The organism is Microvirga arsenatis, assembly GCF_009910705.1.
GTDB classification, from domain to species: Bacteria; Pseudomonadota; Alphaproteobacteria; order Rhizobiales; family Beijerinckiaceae; genus Microvirga; species Microvirga arsenatis.
This window is the reverse complement of record NZ_JAAAXJ010000003.1, coordinates 493,873-510,758: the sequence shown is the minus strand read 5'-3', so window position 1 is coordinate 510,758 and position 16,886 is coordinate 493,873. Positions and strand designations below refer to the sequence as shown.

General features: G+C 66.9%; 20 protein-coding genes and 1 pseudogene. 9 read left to right on the top strand and 12 right to left on the bottom strand.

What is annotated here, in order from left to right; all coding sequences use genetic code 11:
* Positions 1–2 precede the first annotated feature (2 nt).
* Positions 3–890 (bottom strand): MBL fold metallo-hydrolase, encoded by an 888-nt coding sequence (locus GR303_RS08545; protein ID WP_161722369.1) that lies wholly within the window; start codon positions 888–890, stop codon positions 3–5.
* Positions 891–1,015: 125 nt separating this feature from the next.
* Between GR303_RS08545 and GR303_RS08540 the strand changes: the two genes are divergently transcribed.
* On the top strand, positions 1,016–1,561 hold the full coding sequence (locus GR303_RS08540) for a rhodanese family protein (RefSeq protein ID WP_161722370.1): 546 nt from the start codon (positions 1,016–1,018) through the stop codon (positions 1,559–1,561).
* A gap of 42 nt (positions 1,562–1,603) precedes the next feature.
* Positions 1,604–2,386: a sulfite exporter TauE/SafE family protein gene (locus GR303_RS08535; protein WP_161722371.1), complete on the top strand. Its 783-nt coding sequence runs from the start codon at positions 1,604–1,606 to the stop codon at positions 2,384–2,386.
* Between the two features lie 11 nt (positions 2,387–2,397).
* On the opposite strand, the gene GR303_RS08530 is transcribed toward GR303_RS08535, so the two are convergent.
* From GR303_RS08530 to dsbD, 7 genes are all read right to left on the bottom strand, one after another.
* The gene (locus tag GR303_RS08530; protein ID WP_161722372.1) at positions 2,398–3,171 is read right to left on the bottom strand and encodes a DUF2243 domain-containing protein; all 774 of its coding nucleotides are present in this window, start codon (positions 3,169–3,171) and stop codon (positions 2,398–2,400) included.
* Positions 3,172–3,266: 95 nt separating this feature from the next.
* Complete coding sequence (locus GR303_RS08525) at positions 3,267–4,316, bottom strand: L,D-transpeptidase family protein (RefSeq protein WP_161722373.1); 1,050 nt, start codon at positions 4,314–4,316, stop codon at positions 3,267–3,269.
* 50 nt (positions 4,317–4,366) lie between these two features.
* Positions 4,367–5,068, bottom strand: a complete 702-nt coding sequence (locus GR303_RS08520) for a DsbA family protein (protein ID WP_161722374.1) — start codon at positions 5,066–5,068, stop codon at positions 4,367–4,369.
* Between the two features lie 47 nt (positions 5,069–5,115).
* Positions 5,116–5,796 (bottom strand): L,D-transpeptidase, encoded by a 681-nt coding sequence (locus GR303_RS08515; protein ID WP_161722375.1) that lies wholly within the window; start codon positions 5,794–5,796, stop codon positions 5,116–5,118.
* 45 nt (positions 5,797–5,841) lie between these two features.
* A complete protein-coding gene (locus tag GR303_RS08510; protein ID WP_161722376.1) occupies positions 5,842–6,471 on the bottom strand; it encodes a DsbA family protein in 630 nt (209 codons plus the stop codon).
* Positions 6,472–6,510: 39 nt separating this feature from the next.
* Positions 6,511–7,011, bottom strand: a complete 501-nt coding sequence (locus GR303_RS25135; protein ID WP_161722377.1) for a thioredoxin family protein — start codon at positions 7,009–7,011, stop codon at positions 6,511–6,513.
* A complete protein-coding gene (gene dsbD, locus GR303_RS08500; RefSeq protein ID WP_161722378.1) occupies positions 7,011–8,831 on the bottom strand; it encodes a protein-disulfide reductase DsbD in 1,821 nt (606 codons plus the stop codon). The genes GR303_RS25135 and dsbD overlap by 1 nt, the downstream gene beginning before the upstream one ends.
* Before the next feature lie 96 nt (positions 8,832–8,927).
* Here dsbD and GR303_RS08495 point away from each other — a divergent pair, with 96 nt between their 5' ends.
* The 7 genes and pseudogenes from GR303_RS08495 (at position 8,928) to GR303_RS25410 (ending at position 14,602) form a co-directional block, all read left to right on the top strand.
* On the top strand, positions 8,928–9,587 hold the full coding sequence (locus GR303_RS08495; RefSeq protein ID WP_161722379.1) for a response regulator: 660 nt from the start codon (positions 8,928–8,930) through the stop codon (positions 9,585–9,587).
* Position 9,588: 1 nt separating this feature from the next.
* Complete coding sequence (locus tag GR303_RS08490; RefSeq protein WP_161722380.1) at positions 9,589–10,950, top strand: ATP-binding protein; 1,362 nt, start codon at positions 9,589–9,591, stop codon at positions 10,948–10,950.
* A 68-nt stretch (positions 10,951–11,018) separates the two neighbouring features.
* The gene (locus GR303_RS08485; RefSeq protein WP_161722381.1) at positions 11,019–11,819 is read left to right on the top strand and encodes a TlpA disulfide reductase family protein; all 801 of its coding nucleotides are present in this window, start codon (positions 11,019–11,021) and stop codon (positions 11,817–11,819) included.
* A gap of 276 nt (positions 11,820–12,095) precedes the next feature.
* Positions 12,096–13,304: a sulfite oxidase gene (locus GR303_RS08480; RefSeq protein ID WP_343038412.1), complete on the top strand. Its 1,209-nt coding sequence runs from the start codon at positions 12,096–12,098 to the stop codon at positions 13,302–13,304.
* A 9-nt stretch (positions 13,305–13,313) separates the two neighbouring features.
* Positions 13,314–13,688 carry a hypothetical protein gene (locus GR303_RS08475; RefSeq protein ID WP_161722383.1) on the top strand — a complete coding sequence of 125 codons (375 nt, stop codon included), beginning with the start codon at positions 13,314–13,316 and terminating at the stop codon, positions 13,686–13,688.
* Positions 13,689–13,770: 82 nt separating this feature from the next.
* A pseudogene (locus tag GR303_RS25415) lies at positions 13,771–14,346 on the top strand (gamma-glutamylcyclotransferase); the annotation flags it as partial.
* Between the two features lie 13 nt (positions 14,347–14,359).
* Positions 14,360–14,602 carry a gamma-glutamylcyclotransferase gene (locus GR303_RS25410; RefSeq protein WP_425515144.1) on the top strand — a complete coding sequence of 81 codons (243 nt, stop codon included), beginning with the start codon at positions 14,360–14,362 and terminating at the stop codon, positions 14,600–14,602.
* Between the two features lie 18 nt (positions 14,603–14,620).
* Here GR303_RS25410 and GR303_RS08465 read toward each other — a convergent pair whose 3' ends face one another.
* The 4 genes from GR303_RS08465 to GR303_RS08450 all read right to left on the bottom strand — a co-directional run bounded on the left by GR303_RS08465 (position 14,621) and on the right by GR303_RS08450 (position 16,885).
* The gene (locus tag GR303_RS08465) at positions 14,621–15,010 is read right to left on the bottom strand and encodes a rhodanese-like domain-containing protein (protein ID WP_161722608.1); all 390 of its coding nucleotides are present in this window, start codon (positions 15,008–15,010) and stop codon (positions 14,621–14,623) included.
* An 8-nt stretch (positions 15,011–15,018) separates the two neighbouring features.
* Positions 15,019–15,930: an MBL fold metallo-hydrolase gene (locus tag GR303_RS08460; protein ID WP_161722385.1), complete on the bottom strand. Its 912-nt coding sequence runs from the start codon at positions 15,928–15,930 to the stop codon at positions 15,019–15,021.
* Between the two features lie 67 nt (positions 15,931–15,997).
* Positions 15,998–16,456, bottom strand: coding sequence for a YeeE/YedE family protein (locus GR303_RS08455; RefSeq protein WP_161722386.1), 459 nt, complete (start codon positions 16,454–16,456; stop codon positions 15,998–16,000).
* Positions 16,457–16,459: 3 nt separating this feature from the next.
* Entirely contained in the window at positions 16,460–16,885 is a 426-nt protein-coding gene (locus GR303_RS08450) for a YeeE/YedE family protein (protein ID WP_161722387.1), read from the bottom strand.
* Between the last annotated feature and the right edge of the window lies 1 nt (position 16,886).

The window sequence follows — 16,886 nt, the reverse complement described above, 5'->3', positions numbered from 1 at the left end:
AGCTAGACGACCTCCTCGGCGCTGCCCTTCATCTTGACCGGGATCATCAGGTAACGGACGCCGTTGGCCTCGGCTGGTGGGAACTTGCCGGCCCGGATGTTGGTCTGGATCGAGGGCAGCAGCAGCCGGGGCGCGGCCAGCTTTGCGTCACGGGCGGTTCGCATGGCGACGAACTCCTCCTCGGTGACGCCTTCCTTCACATGCACGTTCTTCTCGCGCTGCTCCGCGACAGTGGTCTCCCAAGCATAGGTGTCGCGGCCCGGCGCCTTGTAGTCGTGGCACATGAACAACCGCGTCTCGGGCGGCAGCGCGGTTAGGCGTCTGATCGAGCGGTAGAGTTGATGGGCGTCGCCGCCCGGGAAGTCGGCGCGGGCGGTGCCGTAGTCCGGCATGAACATCGTGTCGCCCACGAACACGGCATCTTCGACCTTGTAGGAGATGTCGGCTGGGGTGTGCCCGGGGGTGTGCAGCACCTCCACATCGAGCTCGCCGATCTTGAAGCGCTCGCCGTCCCTGAACAGGTGGTCGAAATCGCTGCCGTCCGGGTTGAGGTCGGTGGCGTTGAAGATCGGCCGAAAGATCTTCTGCACGTCCTTGATGTGCTCGCCGATGCCGATCTTCGCCCCGGTCTTCGCCTTGATGTAGGGCGCACCTGAGAGATGGTCGGCGTGGGCGTGGGTCTCCAGCGCCCATTCCACCGTGTAGCCCGCCTCCTCAGCCGCCTTGAGCATCGCCTCGACCGAGCGCGTGTCGACCGTGCCGGAGTTGTGGTCGTAGTCGAACACCGGATCGATGATCGCCGCCTTCCTGGTCGCCGGATCCGCGACCAGGTAGCTGACGGTGTTGGTGGGCTCATCGAAGAACGCCCGGATGATCGGTTGGCCTGACATGATCTGAACCTCCTCAATGGTTCGTCTTGTGATTGCTGTTGACAATATATAAGCAATCACTAAATAAGAAATACCTAATACAATCAGGGACTGCCTCCAGGACCGCCCCACATCGGAGATCCACCATGTCGCCTGCCACCCTGAGCCCCATCGAAGCCAAGCGCCTGCTCGACCAAGGCGCCGTCCTAGTTGACATCCGCGAAACCGACGAGCATGCCCGGGAGAACATCCCTGGCGCCCGTCTGATGCCCCTGTCGAAGCTTGATGCGGCTGATCTCGCCCTGCACGAGGGCAATCCGGTGATCTTCCACTGCAGGAGTGGCGCACGCACGCAGGGCAACGCCGCCCGCCTTGCCGCCACGGCTGGCAGCGCCTGCGATGCCTACATTCTTGAAGGCGGCCTCGACGCCTGGAAGAAGGCTGGCCTGCCGTCGGCCGTCGACCGCCGTCAGCCGCTGGAGCTGCAGCGCCAGGTGCAGATCGGCGCCGGCAGCATGGCCTTCCTCGGCACGATGCTGGGCCTACTCGTCTCACAGTGGTTCTTCATCATCCCAGCCTTTGTCGGTGCCGGCCTGACGATGGCGGGGGTCACCGGGTTCTGCGGCATGGCCCGGATCCTGAGGAAGGCCCCGTGGAACCGGACGGCCTTTGCCCAACCCAAGCACGCCTGACGCATTTAACAACCCGTGCCGCGGCTCTAGCAGGAGATCATGATGGATTTGTCGCTTACCCAGAGCGCCCTCGGCCTCGCCTCGGGCTCGCTCGTCGGCTTCACGCTTGGCCTCGTGGGCGGGGGCGGCTCGATCCTGGCGGTGCCGCTGCTCGTCTATCTCGTCGGCGTGACCAACCCGCACGTGGCCATCGGCACGAGCGCGGTCGCGGTGGCGGTGAACGCCCTCGCCAACCTCGGCAGCCATGCCCGCGGCGGAACCGTCAAGTGGCGCTGCGCCCTGGTCTTTGCCGTCTCAGGCGTGGTCGGCGCGTTCGGCGGCTCGACGCTCGGCAAGATGATGGACGGGCAGAATCTGCTCGCGCTGTTCGCCGTGCTGATGATGATCGTTGGCACCCTGATGCTGCGCAAGCGCTCCGGTGAGGGCGACAAGGATGTCCGCCTGGCGCGGGACAACTTCCCCAAGCTGGTCGGCATCGGCCTGGCGACGGGTGCCCTGTCCGGCTTTTTCGGCATCGGCGGCGGCTTCCTGATCGTGCCGGGCCTGATCATGGCGACCGGCATGCCGATCCTGAATGCTGTCGGCTCGTCCCTGGTGGCGGTGTCGGCCTTCGGGCTGACCACGGCGTCCAACTACGCCCTGTCGGGCCTGATCGACTGGCCCCTGGCGGCGTTGTTCATTGGCGGCGGCGTCTTGGGTGGCCTGCTCGGCACGCGCTCCGCCAAGTTGCTCGCGGGCAGGAAAGGCGCGCTCAACACGGTGTTTGCCGGCCTGATCTTCGTGGTCGCGATCTACATGCTGGTGAAAAGCCTCAACCTCGTCTGAGCCGAAGGGGATCAGGTCCTCGCATAGTTGAAGCAGCCGGGCGGAAGCCCGGCCCCGCTCACGAGGATGGCGCCGCGCCGGAACAGCGTCAGACCTGACTGCTCCTCCGGCATCCGCACCACCACGAGCTCGCCGCTTCCGTCGGCCCACACCAGTTCCCCGTCAACCGCGGCGATGGCCTCGAAGATGCGCCCCTGGCTGGTTCCAGGGGCAAACAGCACCGTGGTGAACTCGTTGCCCCGCGGCGGCCAGAGGGCCACGGCTCCCGCACCAAGAACGAGAAGAGCCGCAAGGGACCGGACGACCGCCGATGCGCGGGACGCGCGAGCCCCGTCCTCGTCCCGCGGCCCTCCCATCATCCAACCAAGGATCAGGGGCACGATGCCGAACAGGCCCAACCACAGCAGGTCCCAGAAGAGAGGATTGGGGCTGTCCATGCGGATGCGGTGAATGCCGAGCAGCCAGTGCGACAGGATGGTGTCGACCACATGCCAGACGCCGAACCCGATCAGGATGCTTCCCAGGAGCAGGCGGCCCGAGGCGCGGGGGTCATTCCGCGACGCCCACAGCAACCAAAGGCCTACGGCGGCGATGACGTACATCAGGGCATGGAAGTAGCCGTCTGCCGCCACCTGGAAGCGGATGTCGTCGGAATTGATCGTGCTCAGGAGGTGATGCCACTGGAGGATCTGGTGGAGCAGGATCCCGTCGAAGAAGCCGCCGAGCGCAAAGCCCAGCAGGTACCCCGACCAGTGGTAGCGGCGATTGGCTCCGGTGCGTGTCACGGCTCACCTCATCGTCAAAGTGGTTCTGCCCCTGGCCGGCCAACCAGCACCTCAGCGGAATGTTTCGCAGGTGCTCCCCAAATCTCGGCCTCCGCTCAGGTTCCGTCGTTTCGGGTGGTGCCGGAGGCCCATGCGGGGGCGGGACCTGCCGGCGTCACCTTCGGCTCGGCCAAGGCGGTTTCCGGACGACTGACCTCCACCCGCCCCGAGGTCAGAGCCTGCAGGCGCGCCGGTCCCGAGCGGCGCAGGAGCTCCTGGAACGAGGGGTGCATCGATCCGTCGGCATAGGTGTAGGAGACAGCTGCCCGCCCCGAGGCCACGATCTCCCTGATCCGTGCCTCGTCCCTCGCCTGCTTCGCCGCCACCATCATGGCGGCCCCGGCCTCGACCGTGAAAGCGGGGCAAGCTGCCCCGGCGCCGAACCGCCCACCGGGATCGTTCGGGCGGGCATTGAACACGTAGCGCTTGCCGCAGCTGGCCACCGTCGGCGGCCGGCGTGTCGCCTCGAAATGGTCCGAGCCCTCCTTCAGGTTGCGCCAGAACGCGATGTGCGGGCTCGCCCGGTGCTCGGCCAGGTTCTCCGGCGTCATGCGGAAGGGGAAGGACTGGACCTGGAACGCCTCCTGTCCGCCCTTGATGGCCTCCCGCGCCAAGGCGAAGAGCTCGGCGGCGCCGTCATCCGTCATGGCGAAGCAGCCCGAGGACGAGCAGGCGCCATGGATCATCAGCGCCGACCCCGTCCGGCCAAGCGCCCGGTCCAACTCGTTCGGGAAGCCTAGGTCGAATGACAGGTAATAGGCGGAGTTTGGGTTCATCTGGCCAGCCCGCACCGTGTAGAACCCCTCCGGCGTCTGCCGGTCACCCTCCTGCATCTTCGGCCCCAGCTGCCCCGACCAGCGGCAGACCGGATAGATCTTGAGAAGGGCGTACTGGCCGGTCGCGTCGCGCTTCCAGACCTCCAGCTCGGCTTCCTTCTTGAACACCCGGATGAGGATGGGATCGGAGACCGTCATCCCCTTCACCTGCATGCTGGCCACCAGCTTCGGCGGCACCGGCTTCAGGTGTTTCGGGTCGCCAACCGTCACGCAGCCCGCCAGGGCTGCGGCCAGGATCACCCCGCTCAGAACGCCACGCGCCGAGTTCATCCGCATTCGTCAAAGCTTTCGTTGTTGAGGTTTCGACCTGACGCGTTGCGTCAGGAGGGGCACACCACCTCGCCGCATTTGTCGAGGGCGGCGACGATCCCGCCAATGGTCTTGGGACCGGGATAACCAAGCACGCCAACGCCGCCGGCGACGAAGGATGGTGTCGCCGCAAGCCCGAGGTTGGCCGCCAGCGAGGTCTGCTCGCGCAGCATCCCGCCAACCTTGTCGCTGTCGGCCGTGGGCTCGATCTGGCGTCTCGGGACCCCAAGGTCCTCGGCGAGCTTGAGCGCCCGCTGGCCGTCGTTCGTGCCGGGCATGGCGAACAGGCGCTGGTGGAACTCGTAGGCCACCGCCGGGCCCTTCAGCAGGAGCAGCGCGATTTCCACCTTTGCCGCCTGCATCGATCCGAGGGACAGGATGGCGTTGTTGATGAGCCCGAGGCGCAGTTCCGGCCTCTTTTTCACGAGCTCGTGCAGGTCCTTCGACGCCACCCGGCAATACGGGCAGTTGTAGTCGTAGAACTCATAGAGCGTCACGGCGGAACTCTTCGAGCCCACCCAGATCAAGCCGGGCAGATGCTCGATCTCGTTGGTCAGCTCGACCGGCAGGCGTGCGTTAGCCACGGGCTTGCCGTCGTCCCCTTTCAGCGGGTGCCAGCCCTCCCCGCTTTGGGCCTGGGCAGCCTTGAAGGACGCGGGGGAGAGGAACGCCAGCGCGGCGCCCTGGATGATCCGGCGTCGGGTCAGATCCATTGGTTGCTCCTTTCCGAAATCACGCTGATCGGATGTGCCAGTCGCCGTCACAGGACGACCACCTTGCTGCCGGCCGGGACGCGGCTGTAGAGATCTATGACGTCCTGGTTCATCATGCGGATGCAGCCGGAGGAAACCGCCTCGCCGATGGTCTCCGGCTCGTTGGTGCCGTGGATGCGGTAGAGCGTGTCCTTGCCGTCCTTGAACAGGTACAGGGCGCGTGCGCCGAGCGGGTTGTCGGTGCCGCCCTGCATCCCACCGGCCCACTTTCTATAGCGCTCCGGCTCGCGCTTGATCATGTCGGGTGTTGGCGTCCAGCGCGGCCACTGCGCCTTGTGGTTCACCGTCGCCGAGCCTTTGAACTCCAGCCCCTCCTTGCCGACGCCGACGCCATAGCGCAGCGCCTTGCCGCCCTCCTGCACGAGGTAGATGAAGCGGGCATTCGTATCGACCACGATGGTACCCGGTTTCTCGGCAGTCGCGTAATCCACGAGCTGGCGCATGCTGCGCGGCTTGAGCGTGGTGGGATCGACGCCCGGTACCAGATGCTTGTCGGTGGTCACCGCGGCATAGCGTTCCGCTGTGACGGGATCGACGGCCGGCGCCGCGGCCACCGGTGGAGGCGGCGCGCTTGCGGTCGTGTTGCAGGCGGCCAGAGTGATCGGGAGGATCAGAGCGGAGACACGGAGGAGACCGGCTAGCTGTACCAGCTGTGCGAGACTGAACATGGATGTCCTGAGAGAGAGTGGTATCGGAGGGGGCGCGGATGCGGGTTACTGCTTGCCCTGGGCGCGGGCGTCGGCGACCGCCTTGCGGAACTGCTCGTAGGTGAGCGCTCCCGATGCCTTGAACGGGCCGATCAGGTAGACCGGTGTTCCCGTCAGCCCGAGCGCGTCGGCCTGATCGAGGTTGCGCTGAATAAGTTCCTGAATCTCGGCGCCGTGCTGCTTCAGGTCTGCGTTCAGGCGTTCCATGTCGACGCCGGACCTCTGGACTGCCTCAGTCATCTTCTCCTTGCTGATCCGCATGCCAGGGATGGCCATCAGGGCGTGGTGAACCTGCTCGTACTTGCCCTGGCGCTTGGCGGCCAATGCCAGCTGCGCACCATGGATGGAAGCTGGCGTGAGGATCGGCCAGTCCTTGTAGACCAAGCGGATCCTGCCGTCGGCCTTGACGAGCTTCTCCAGGTCGGGGGCCGACTTCTTGCAGAACGGGCAGTTGTAGTCGAGGAACGCCACGATGGTGACATCGCCCTTGAGATTGCCGCCGACGGGCGCCTGCGGATCGTTCAGGATCGCGTCGACCGAGATGTCCTGGGCCAGAGCCGGTGCGGCGGGCATGATGACAGCGACAGACAATGCGGCCAAAACGGCGGCGAAGAGAGATCTGGTCAGGACGGCCATTGTTGACTCCTTGGAATGCGGGGAAGGACGGTCGCGGGCCTAAAGGCCTGCAAGATTGATCGTGTCGAGGAAGAGGTTGGCGTCGACGGCCCCGGTCAGGCGGGTTCTGGGCATCTCCCGGCCGTCCTTCGGATCGATGACGAACATGGTCGGCGGGCCTGACACCCGAAGGTGTTCCATGAGCGCCCGGTTGCCGGCATCGACGGCCGTCACGTCCGCGCGAACCAGGGCGATGCGCTCAAGCCGCCTCTTGATCACAGGATTGGAGAACACGCGGCTGTCGATGCTCTTGCAGATCGGGCACCACTCCGCTGTGAAGTACGCCAGCACCGACTTCTTCTGAGCACGAGCCTTGGTGAATGCGGCGTCGAACTCCCTGCGGTTGGTGACATGAGCAAAGGCCAGTTCCGCGGCCCCTGCCTGCCCTCGTTGAGGCGAGAGCGTCAGGCATGGGATCAGGGCTGCATACCTCAGGATCGTCCGGCGCGACCATGCGTAGGCCTGGGGGAAAGCACGGTGACGAGTCGAGCCGAAAACCATCACGCGCCCGCCGCTGTAAGCTTCTGGAGGAAGCCGTCTGCATCGATGGTGCCGATGGTGCGGGCCGGGGCGAGTTCCTGTCCGGTCTTCGGATCGAGGAACAGGATCGTCGGAGGCCCGACCACGCCGAAGCGCTGCATCAGATTGCGGCTCCCATCGTTGTAATCCGTCACGTCGGCGCGGATGAACGCCACGTCCTTGAGCCTTGCCTGCACGGTGGGATCGGCGAAGACGGTGCGGTCGATCTCCTTGCAGGTCACGCACCACTCGGCGGTGAAGTCGACGAGGATCGGCTTGCCCTGCGCCCGGGCCGTCTCGACCGCGGCGTCGAACTCCGCCGGCGTGGTGACGCGGGTGGCTGCAAGCTCACTCGTTACGGCGGGCGCCGAGCCCCGTGCCAAGGTGGCCAGCGGCTGGAGCGGGTCCGTCGCCCCGGACGCGGCGCCCACCACCAGCGTTCCACCGTAGAGAACTGCTGCAATGCCGGCTGCCTTGGCCAGCCGGCGGGCCGCGCAGCCGGGCGCCGGATCGAAGGCACCGAGGAACACGCCGGCTCCGATGGCGAGCATGGCCCACAGGGCGAGCGACAGCTGGGGTGGCGCGATGCGCGAGACCATCGCGATGGCGACGCCGAGGAAGACGACGCCGAAAGCCTGCTTGACGCGCACCAGCCAGAGGCCTGACTTCGGCAGGGCCTTGGCCCCGACGGTGCCGTACACGATCAGCGGCAGGCCCATGCCGAGTCCCAGCATGAACAGGGCCGCCGCGCCACGCATCATGTCGCCCGTTTGCGACACGTAGAGCAGAGCCCCGGCCAGCGGCGGCGTCACACAGGGGCCGACGATCAGGGCCGACGTGAAACCGAGGGCCGCCGCGCCAGGAAGCGAGCCGCCCATCCCCGAGGTGCGACCCGAGATGAAGCTGGTCCAGGAGCTGGGGAGCTGGAGTTCGAACAGGCCGAACATCGACAGCGCAAGAACCACGAACAGCACGCTCATGGCGCCCAAGGCCCAAGGCGTCTGCAGGGCGGCCTGCAGGTTCTGCCCCGACCAGGCGGCGGCGACGCCGAGCAAGCCATAGGCCGCCGCCATGGCGAGCACGTAGGTGACCGAGAGCGCGAAGCCCCTCCCCGCCGAGAGCCGCCCTCCGCTGCGGGCGAGCATGCCCGACAGGATCGGGATCATCGGCAGCACGCAGGGGGTGAAGGTCAGCAGCAGCCCGAAGCCGAGGAAGGTCGCCAGGACCGACGCCAGGCTGCCACTCATCCAGGCATTATCCTGCGAGGCCGTTTGCGGCGTCGGCGGCGCAGTCGTGGCGGACGCGGCGGCTTCGACCGGCTGCGAGGGGCCGGTCGAAGCCGCCGGGCCACCATTCGCCACCGGAAGCGCCGCAAGTTCGATGGCTTTCGTCTCGGGCGGATAGCAGATGCCGAGCTTCTCGGCGCAGCCCTGGTAGGTGACATGGACCGTCTGGGGCGAGCTGGCGGCGGCCAAGGCGCCGGCCGACACGGTCGCGCGGGCCGCATCGTGGTAAACCTCGGTCTCGCCGAAGGTTGGATCGTCTTTCTTCTGGCCGGGGCTGGTTTCGACCGGCAGCGGCTTGGCGTCGCCGGGCGAGGCCGAGACGATCACTTTGTCGCGATACAGGTACATGTCCGGGGCAATCGCCCAGTCGAGGATGATACCTCCATCGGCGCTCTTCGAGGCGCTGAACCTGAACACTTCGTCGGCGCTGGGGATATTGAACTGCGCCCCCGCCCCGATTGAGCCAAGGACCAGCGCAACGAGCGCAAACACAATTCGGGTAAGGTTGTGGGGCAAGCGAATCCTCGCGACTAGGACAACTTCCCCCAAACTCCCGGCCAACCTTAAGGCAGCCTTAAGGGTAGCGGGTCACAGAGCCCGCGGAGGTGCTCGATGCGTATTCTTGTGGTTGAAGACGATGCGGTGCTGCTCGACGGCCTGAAGGTTGGACTTGGCATTCATGGCTTCACGGTCGATGCGGTGGCGTCGTGCGGCGATGCCCGCGCGGCCCTGGCCACGGCCGAGTTCGATGCCATCGTCCTCGACCTGATGCTGCCGGACGGCTCCGGGCTCGACATCTTGCGCGAGCTGCGCCGGCGCCAGGACGCAACGCCGGTTTTGCTGCTGACTGCAAAGGACACCGTCGCCGACCGGATCGGCGGCCTCGACAGCGGAGCGGACGATTATCTCGGAAAACCCTTTGATCTCGACGAGGTCGCCGCCCGTCTGCGGGCTATCTCACGCCGGGCCGCGGGACGCGCCTCGCCGGTCCTGGCGTGGAACGGGATTGAGCTCGATCCCGGCCGCCGCACCGTTGAGGTCGACGGCAAGCCGGTCGGCCTCTCGCGCCGCGAATTCTCGATCCTGGAGGCTCTCATGAGACATCCCGGCACGGTGCTGTCGAAGGACCAGCTCGCCGACCGGCTCTATGGCTGGGAGGAGGACGTGGAGAGCAACGCCGTCGAGGTCCACGTGCATCACCTTCGCGTGAAGATCGGGCGCGACGCCATCGAGACGGTGCGCGGCCTCGGCTACCGTCTCCGGAGCGCCTGACATGAGCTCGATCCGCACCCGCCTCTTCATCATCCTCATTGCCGCCACGACCCTGATCTGGCTGTTCGCGACGGCTTGGATCTATCTCGACACCAAGCGCCAACTGCAGCACGTGCTCGACACGCGCCTTATGGAGGCGGCCCGCATGGTGGGTTCGCTGGTCACCAGCGGCGAGATCGCGCTCTCGGCCCGCGCCGGCGAAGCCCCGGCCTCCATACCGCTCCCGGAGCCAACGCATGTGGGCTACGAGCGCCAGCTCTCGTGCCAGATCTGGTCGTTCGACGGCCGGTTGATCGGACGCTCCAGCGGCGCCCCTGAGGCCGCGTTGTCGAACGAGACCAGCGGGTTCTCGGAGCAGGAGGTGGGCGGCGAGCCGTGGCGGGTCTATGCCTTCGCCGACCGAGACCGCGGCATCCGTGTGCTGGTCGGCGACCGGCTCGGGCTGCGGGATCGCCTCGTCACCGACCTCGTCCGGGGGCTTGTTCTGCCGGCCATCGTTGTGGTCCCGCTGCTCGCCTTCCTGATCTGGGCCAGCGTCGGGAGCGGGCTGCGGCCCCTGCGCCGCCTGACACAGGGCCTCAAGGCGCGCGGCCCCGAGGACCTGAGCCCGGTCAGCGTCGGCAACCCGCCGTCGGAGATCCGTCCCGTTGTTGACGCCCTCAACGGCCTGTTCGGCAAGTTCGCGGCAGCCCGCGAGCATGAGCGCAGCTTCACGGCCTTTGCGGCGCACGAGCTGCGCACCCCGCTGGCCGGCCTGCGCACCCAGGTCCAAGTGGCCCTGGCGGCGAGGGATCCGGAAATCCGCGAAGGAGCGATGAGGCAAACGTTGGTGGCCGTCGACCGCACCAGCCGCCTCGTGCGCCAGCTGCTTGCCATGTCCGAGCTCGATGCCGTTCCGGACGAGGGCGAGCCTCAGGACATCGTGGTCGGGCGCGCCATCGAGGACATCGCCGCCAGCCTCAGAACCAGCCACACGGATGTTGGGGTGGAGATCGACCCCGCGCTCCACCATACGACGATCCGGATGAACCGCGAACTCTTCCATCTCGCCGTGCGCAACCTGCATGAGAACGCCGTGCAGCACTCGCCGGCGGGTGGGCGCGTGCGGTGGGTCCTCGACAGCAGTGCAAGCCCGCCGGTGATCGCCGTGGAAGACGAGGGCCCTGGCATCCCGGAGGACGAGATCGGCCAAGTGACCGACCGGTTCTTCCGTGGGCGCCATCGCAGCCCTGTCGGCAGCGGCCTTGGCCTTGCCATCGTCGACGCGGCGCTCCGGCGGGCAAAGGCCTCCTTCGTGCTGCACAATCGCCAGGGTCGGTCCGGCGTACGGGTTGGCTTCGGCATCGACGTGGCCACAGGCTGACGGTGGCAGCGCTGGATCCGGCGGTTCTCTTAAGGCTGCCTTAAGCTGGATCCTGAACCAACGCGCTCATGCAAGCCGTTTCAATTGGTCCCCTCATCTTCGCCGGTGATCGCCTCGCCGCCATCGTCGGCATCGGTGCCTTCATGGCCGTCACGTGGGTCCTGTCCTCCCGCCTGGATCCCCGCATCGGGCGGTGGTCGAGTTGGGCCCTCATCGCAGGCCTGATCACGGCGCGTCTCGGGCACGTGATCGAGAACACCGCCAGTTTCGCCGCCGAGCCCTGGCGCATCCTGGCGGTCTGGCAGGGAGGCTTCTCCTGGCCATGGGCCGCTGCCTCTGTTGTTGCTGTGTCCGTGGCCCTGGTGCGTACGCGCCGCACGGCCATTGGTGCCGTGGTCAGTCTGGCGATAGCGCTGTTTGCGTGGAACGTCGTGTGGCAGCTGACCAACGCCACGCCTTCGACCCCGATGCCGCATGTTGCTTTGGAGAACATCAAGGGAGGCGACACGTCCATGACGGCTTTTATGGGAAAACCCGTCGTAGTGAACCTCTGGGCCAGTTGGTGTCCGCCCTGCCGGCGCGAGATGCCGATGATGGCCGAGGTGGCAGCGGCGAGAGACGACGTCACGTTCCTGTTCGTGAACCAGGGCGAGAGGCGCACGACGATTGAGGGCTACCTGAACAAGGAGAAGATCACGCTGTCGAACGTGCTGCTCGATGCGCGCACGGACGTGCCTCGCCACTACGCCACGCCGGGTCTGCCGGTCACCCTCTTCATCGGCACAGACGGAAAGCTCCAGTCCGTCCACGTTGGCGAGATTTCCCGTGAGGCATTGTCGGGTGCGCTCAGCCGGCTGCTGGCGGAGTAGCCGAAGTGCGATGAGGCGCCTTGCGGAGCGGTCCGACGACCGCCCTGCACTGCCGCCTTGTCTTCACAGGTCAAGCTTGTTGTCCTACCATGCGGCAAACGACGCTGCGGCCACGGGCGCGGTGCGATGGGGGCCATGCGGAGGAATGCCATGACACGCCAAACCGAGCGGTCGCCCCAAGACCTACCCCTTGACGATCAAGAGCCCCCGCAGCCGGGAGGGATCAGCCGCCGCGGGCTCCTAACCAGCGTTAGCCTGGCGGGCCTAGGGGCCACCGTGGGCGCCAGCGTCCCCCTGTCCTCGAATCCAACCGGCATCATGATCCCGTCGGCTCTGGCGCAGGGGGCTCCCGCATCGGGCGGTGCTGCCCAGCCTTCAGGGCCACAGCCCCTCGACTACCCAGGCAAGGAGAAGGGGCTCGTTGTCCTCGGCGAGCGGCCGCTGGTGGCGGAGACGCCCGAGCACCTGCTCGATGACGAGACCACGCCAATGTCGAAGTTCTTCATTCGCAACAACGGACAGATCCCGGAACCGGCGGCAAACCCGGATGCCTGGAAGCTGACTATTGACGGCGAGGTGAACAACCGGCTTGAGCTGACACTGGCCGAGCTGAAGTCCCGCTTCCAGCCTAAAACCTACCGCATGGTGCTCGAATGCGGCGGCAACGGCCGCTCGTTCTTCCAGCCGCAGGCCAGAGGCAACCAATGGGCCAACGGCGGCGCGGGCTGCGCCGAGTGGACCGGCATCCCGCTGGGCGAAGTGCTGCAGGCGGCGGGGCTCAAGGACACGGCGAAGTACACCGCCCATTACGGCGCCGACCCGCACCTCTCGGGAGACACGACCAAGGAGTCCCTCTCGCGCGGCATGCCCATCGCCAAGGCGCTGGAGCCGCACAGCCTGATCGTCTACCAGATGAATGGCGAGCCCCTGCCCAACATCCATGGCGGACCACTGCGGCTGGTCATTCCCGGCTGGCCTGGCTCGCTGTCGCACAAGTGGCTGACGCGGATCACGATCCGTGACCGCGAGCATGACGGCCAAGGCATGACCGGAACCTCCTACCGGGTGCCGAACACGCCCATGGTGCCGGGCGGCAAGGCGGACGAGAAGGACTTCCGCATCCTCGAATCCATGCCGGTGCGCAGCATCATCACGGCTCCGGCGAACGGCACGAGGCTGCCGGCCGGCACGCGGGAGGTGGCCCTGCGCGGCACCGCCTGGGCCGGCGATCTCACGGTGTCGCGCGTGGACGTCTCGACCGATGCGGGCCAGACCTGGACGCAGGCGACACTGGCACCGCCCCGCAACCGCTACGACTGGAGTAGGTGGACAGCGACCATCCCACTGCCGTCGGACGGCTACTTCGAGATCTGGACAAGGGCCACGGACTCGAACGGCAAGATGCAACCGCCCGTGGCCCACAACTGGAACCCGCAGGGCTATGGCGGCAACACCATGCACCGCGTGGCCGTCTTGGTGGGATAAGGATCATTGATGGTGCGGCTATTCCACTGGCTGCCGATGCTGGCCCTCACGGCATCGGCCTCTTTCTCTGCCGGGCAGGCCCAGCAGGGGCCTGCGCCTGCCTTCACGCCCAAGGACGAGCAGCTTGACGACCTGCCGGCGGGACCCGGACGGGACGAGACCTTCGGCCTGTGCACCGCGTGCCACGGCTACAAGCTAGTGTCGAACCAGGGGTTGACCCGCGACAGATGGGACGAGACGATGACCTGGATGACGGAGCGGCACGGCATGCCGGACATCCAGGGCGCCGACCGGGACCTGATCCTCGACTATCTCGCCACGCATCATCCGCCCAGGGCGCCGGCGGGGGCCGGTGGATTCAGGAACCCGTTCGCACCGCAATAGCTCCCCGACGCTCGACCGGGCGTCACTTGATCGAGCCGATGGCTGGCTGCAGCCGGCTGCCTGATCGCGGAGCAGGCGCAGCATGTGTGATGCTGCCATGCGCCGCCGGCATGAACATCCCGCCACCCCAAGACTTACATCCCCACCCAAGGTATGCAGAGAGCCGAAGGGAATTGGCCCCCACGGCCACGCGAGTGCCGACCCAGTGGAGATTGGAATGAAAGGATCTGCCGCGCCGAAGCGGTCCCATCGCTTGACCCAGGAAACCCTCCGGGATGGCTTCGTGCATGAGATGATCGCCCGCTCCGGGACCAATCTGCCTGTGCTGAGCGATGCCGAGCGGCATGCATCCCTCCAGGCGACCCTGGCCGCGCAGCCCGCGCCGGGCGAGGTCTGGCTGTTCGGCTACGGCTCCCTGATCTGGAACCCGGCCTTCCACCATACCGAGCAGAAGCCGGTCCTGATCCGGGGCTGGCACCGGGAGTTCTGCCTGTCCACGCCCATCGGGCGCGGCACCCCGGACGCCCCGGGCCTGGTGCTGGGGCTCGACAGCGGCGGTTCCTGCCGGGGCGTGGCCTTCCGCATCGCCCGCGCCGAAGCGGAGGCCGAGCTTGAACTGGTCTGGCGGCGCGAGATGGTGACGGGCGCCTACGTGCCGCGCTGGGTGAGCGCTGCACGGTCCCGATCTGCCCGAAGACACGTTCGCCATCGCCTTCACGATCAAGCGCAAGGCCCCGAACTACGTCCGGCCCGCTTCGGAGGCCGACACGGCCCGGGTGATAGCCACCGCCTGCGGGGCACTGGGCTCCTGCCGGGACTACCTCTTCGACACCATCCATGGCCTGGAAGGCTTCGGGATCCACGACCATCATCTGAACCGCATCGCCCGGCAAGTGCGTGAGCACCGAGGCTGAGCGACCGGTCAGCATGGCTTAGCGGCCCTCTTCGATGGGCGCGCCCGCCTGCTGGAGGGCCGCGAAGCCGCCCGCCACATGCGACACGTTTCCGATGCCCATTTCTGTCAGGGCCTTTGCCCCCAGCGCCGACCGGTTTCCGGATGCGCAGTAGAGAACCAAGCGCTTGCCGCCGCCCAGCTCCGGCTTATGCGAGGCGCTGGCGGGATCGGCCTGGAATTCCAGGAAGCCGCGGGGCACGTGCACTGCTCCCTGAACCTTGCCGGTCTTCTGCAACTCCTCGCCTTCCCTGACGTCCACCAGCACCACGCCGGGGTCGCCCACGAGCTTTAAGGCTTCCTCGGCCGACAGGGTCTCAACCGTCTGGTTGGCCTCGGCCACGAGGTCCTTTGCCGTCTTCGTCATGATCGTCTCCTTCATTCGTCCCAGGGGGCGCCGTCGAGCGCGTCGAGGGGGATCTTGAGGTAGCGCTTGCCGTTGCCCTCCGGTTCCGGCAGGCGCCCGCCGCGGATGTTGACCTGCAGCGAGTGCAGGATGAGCTTGGGCATCGGCAGCTCACGGTCGCGCGCTTCGCGCAACGCCACGAACTCCTCCTCCGTCTTCGCCTTCACCAGGTGCTTGTTCTCGCGCCGCTGCTGCCCGACCGTGCTCTCCCACTGCGCCTCGCGCCCGCCCGGCTGGTAGTCGTGCCCCGTGAACAGGCGCATCTCCTCCGGCAAGGCCATGATGCGCTGGATGCTCTGCCACAGCGCCTTGGCGGAGCCGCCGGGGAAGTCGGCGCGGGCGGTGCCGCTGTCAGGCATGAAGATCGTGTCGTGGATGAAGGCGGCGTCACCGACGACGTAGGCGATGGACGCCAGCGTGTGGCCAGGCGTGAACATCACCTCCACGTCCAGGTTGCCGATCCTGAAGCGCTCACCGTCGGCAAACAGCCGGTCCCATTGCGATCCATCCGTCGGGAAGGTGTCGGGCCAGTTGTAGAGGCTCTTCCAGAGCTTCTGCACCTCGACCACCTTCTCGCCGATGGCGGTGGGCACGCCGGTCTTGTCCTTGAGGTAGCCGGCCGCCGAGAAGTGATCGGCATGGGGATGCGTGTCGAGGATCCATTCGAGGGTGTAACCCTCACGCGCGATGTGGGCGAGGAGTTCGTCGGCCTGGATCGTGGCGGTCGCCCCGGACTTCGGATCGAAGTCGAGCACCGGGTCGATGATGGCGCACCTCTTCGTCTCGGGATCGGCGACCACGTACTGCACGCTGCCGGTGCGCTTCTCGTAGAACCCCTTCACGATGGGGCGGCCGTGCAAGGGCGATGACGTCTGGGCGGTCATGATGCTTGCTCCTGTCTTCAAGAAATGACGCAGCGTTTGAAATCTGGGATGGCCGGCTTTTTGGGCTTCAGCCATCCACGCGCGGGGCTTCGCGCCGGAAGGTGACCTGCGGCCAGTCGGCGGGCACGAGGCGGAAGACCGCCATGCCGACGATCATCGCGGCGACGAACACGAACACGGGCCACGGGCCGAAGGTCATGCCGACCAGGGCCGGTCCAGGGCACAGGCCAACGAGGCCCCAGCCGATGCCGAACAGGGCGGCCCCGCCGATCAGGCGCGGATCGAGGTCGCGCCGCGTCGGGATCTCCAGGCGCGGCGCCAGCACGGGCACGCCGCGACGTTTGGCGATGAGATAGCCCAGCGTCGACACCGCGACGGCGCCGCCCATCACGAGGGCGAGGCTTGGGTCCCAGGCGCCGAAGATATCGAGGAAGCCGAGCACCTTGGCCGGGTTGACCATCTGCGAGACGATCAGCCCGAGGCCGAACAGGAGCCCCGACGCGAAGGCGGAAACGATCAGGGGCATGGCTTACATCCCGATGAGGTGACGGGTGACGAACACGGTGGCGATGGCCGTGATCATGAACACGGCGGTGGCCGCGAGCGAGCGCGGCGAGCCGCGGCCGATGCCGCAGACGCCGTGGCCGCTGGTGCAGCCCGCCCCCAGCCGCGTCCCGAAGCCGACGATCAGCCCCGCCAGGATCACGAGTGGCAGGGAGCCATCGAGTTCCACGGGCGGCAGCGCGCCGCCAACGGCGGCATAGACTAGCGGCGCAATGAACAGGCCGGCGAGAAACGCCAGGCGCCAGCCGATCTCGATGCGGGCCGGATGAAGCAGCCCGCCAAGGATGCCGCTGATGCCCGCGACGCGCCCGTTCAGCACCAGGAACAGGGCGGCAGATGCGCCGATCATCAGGCCGCCGATAAGCGCGGACACGGGAGTGAAGTTTTCCATG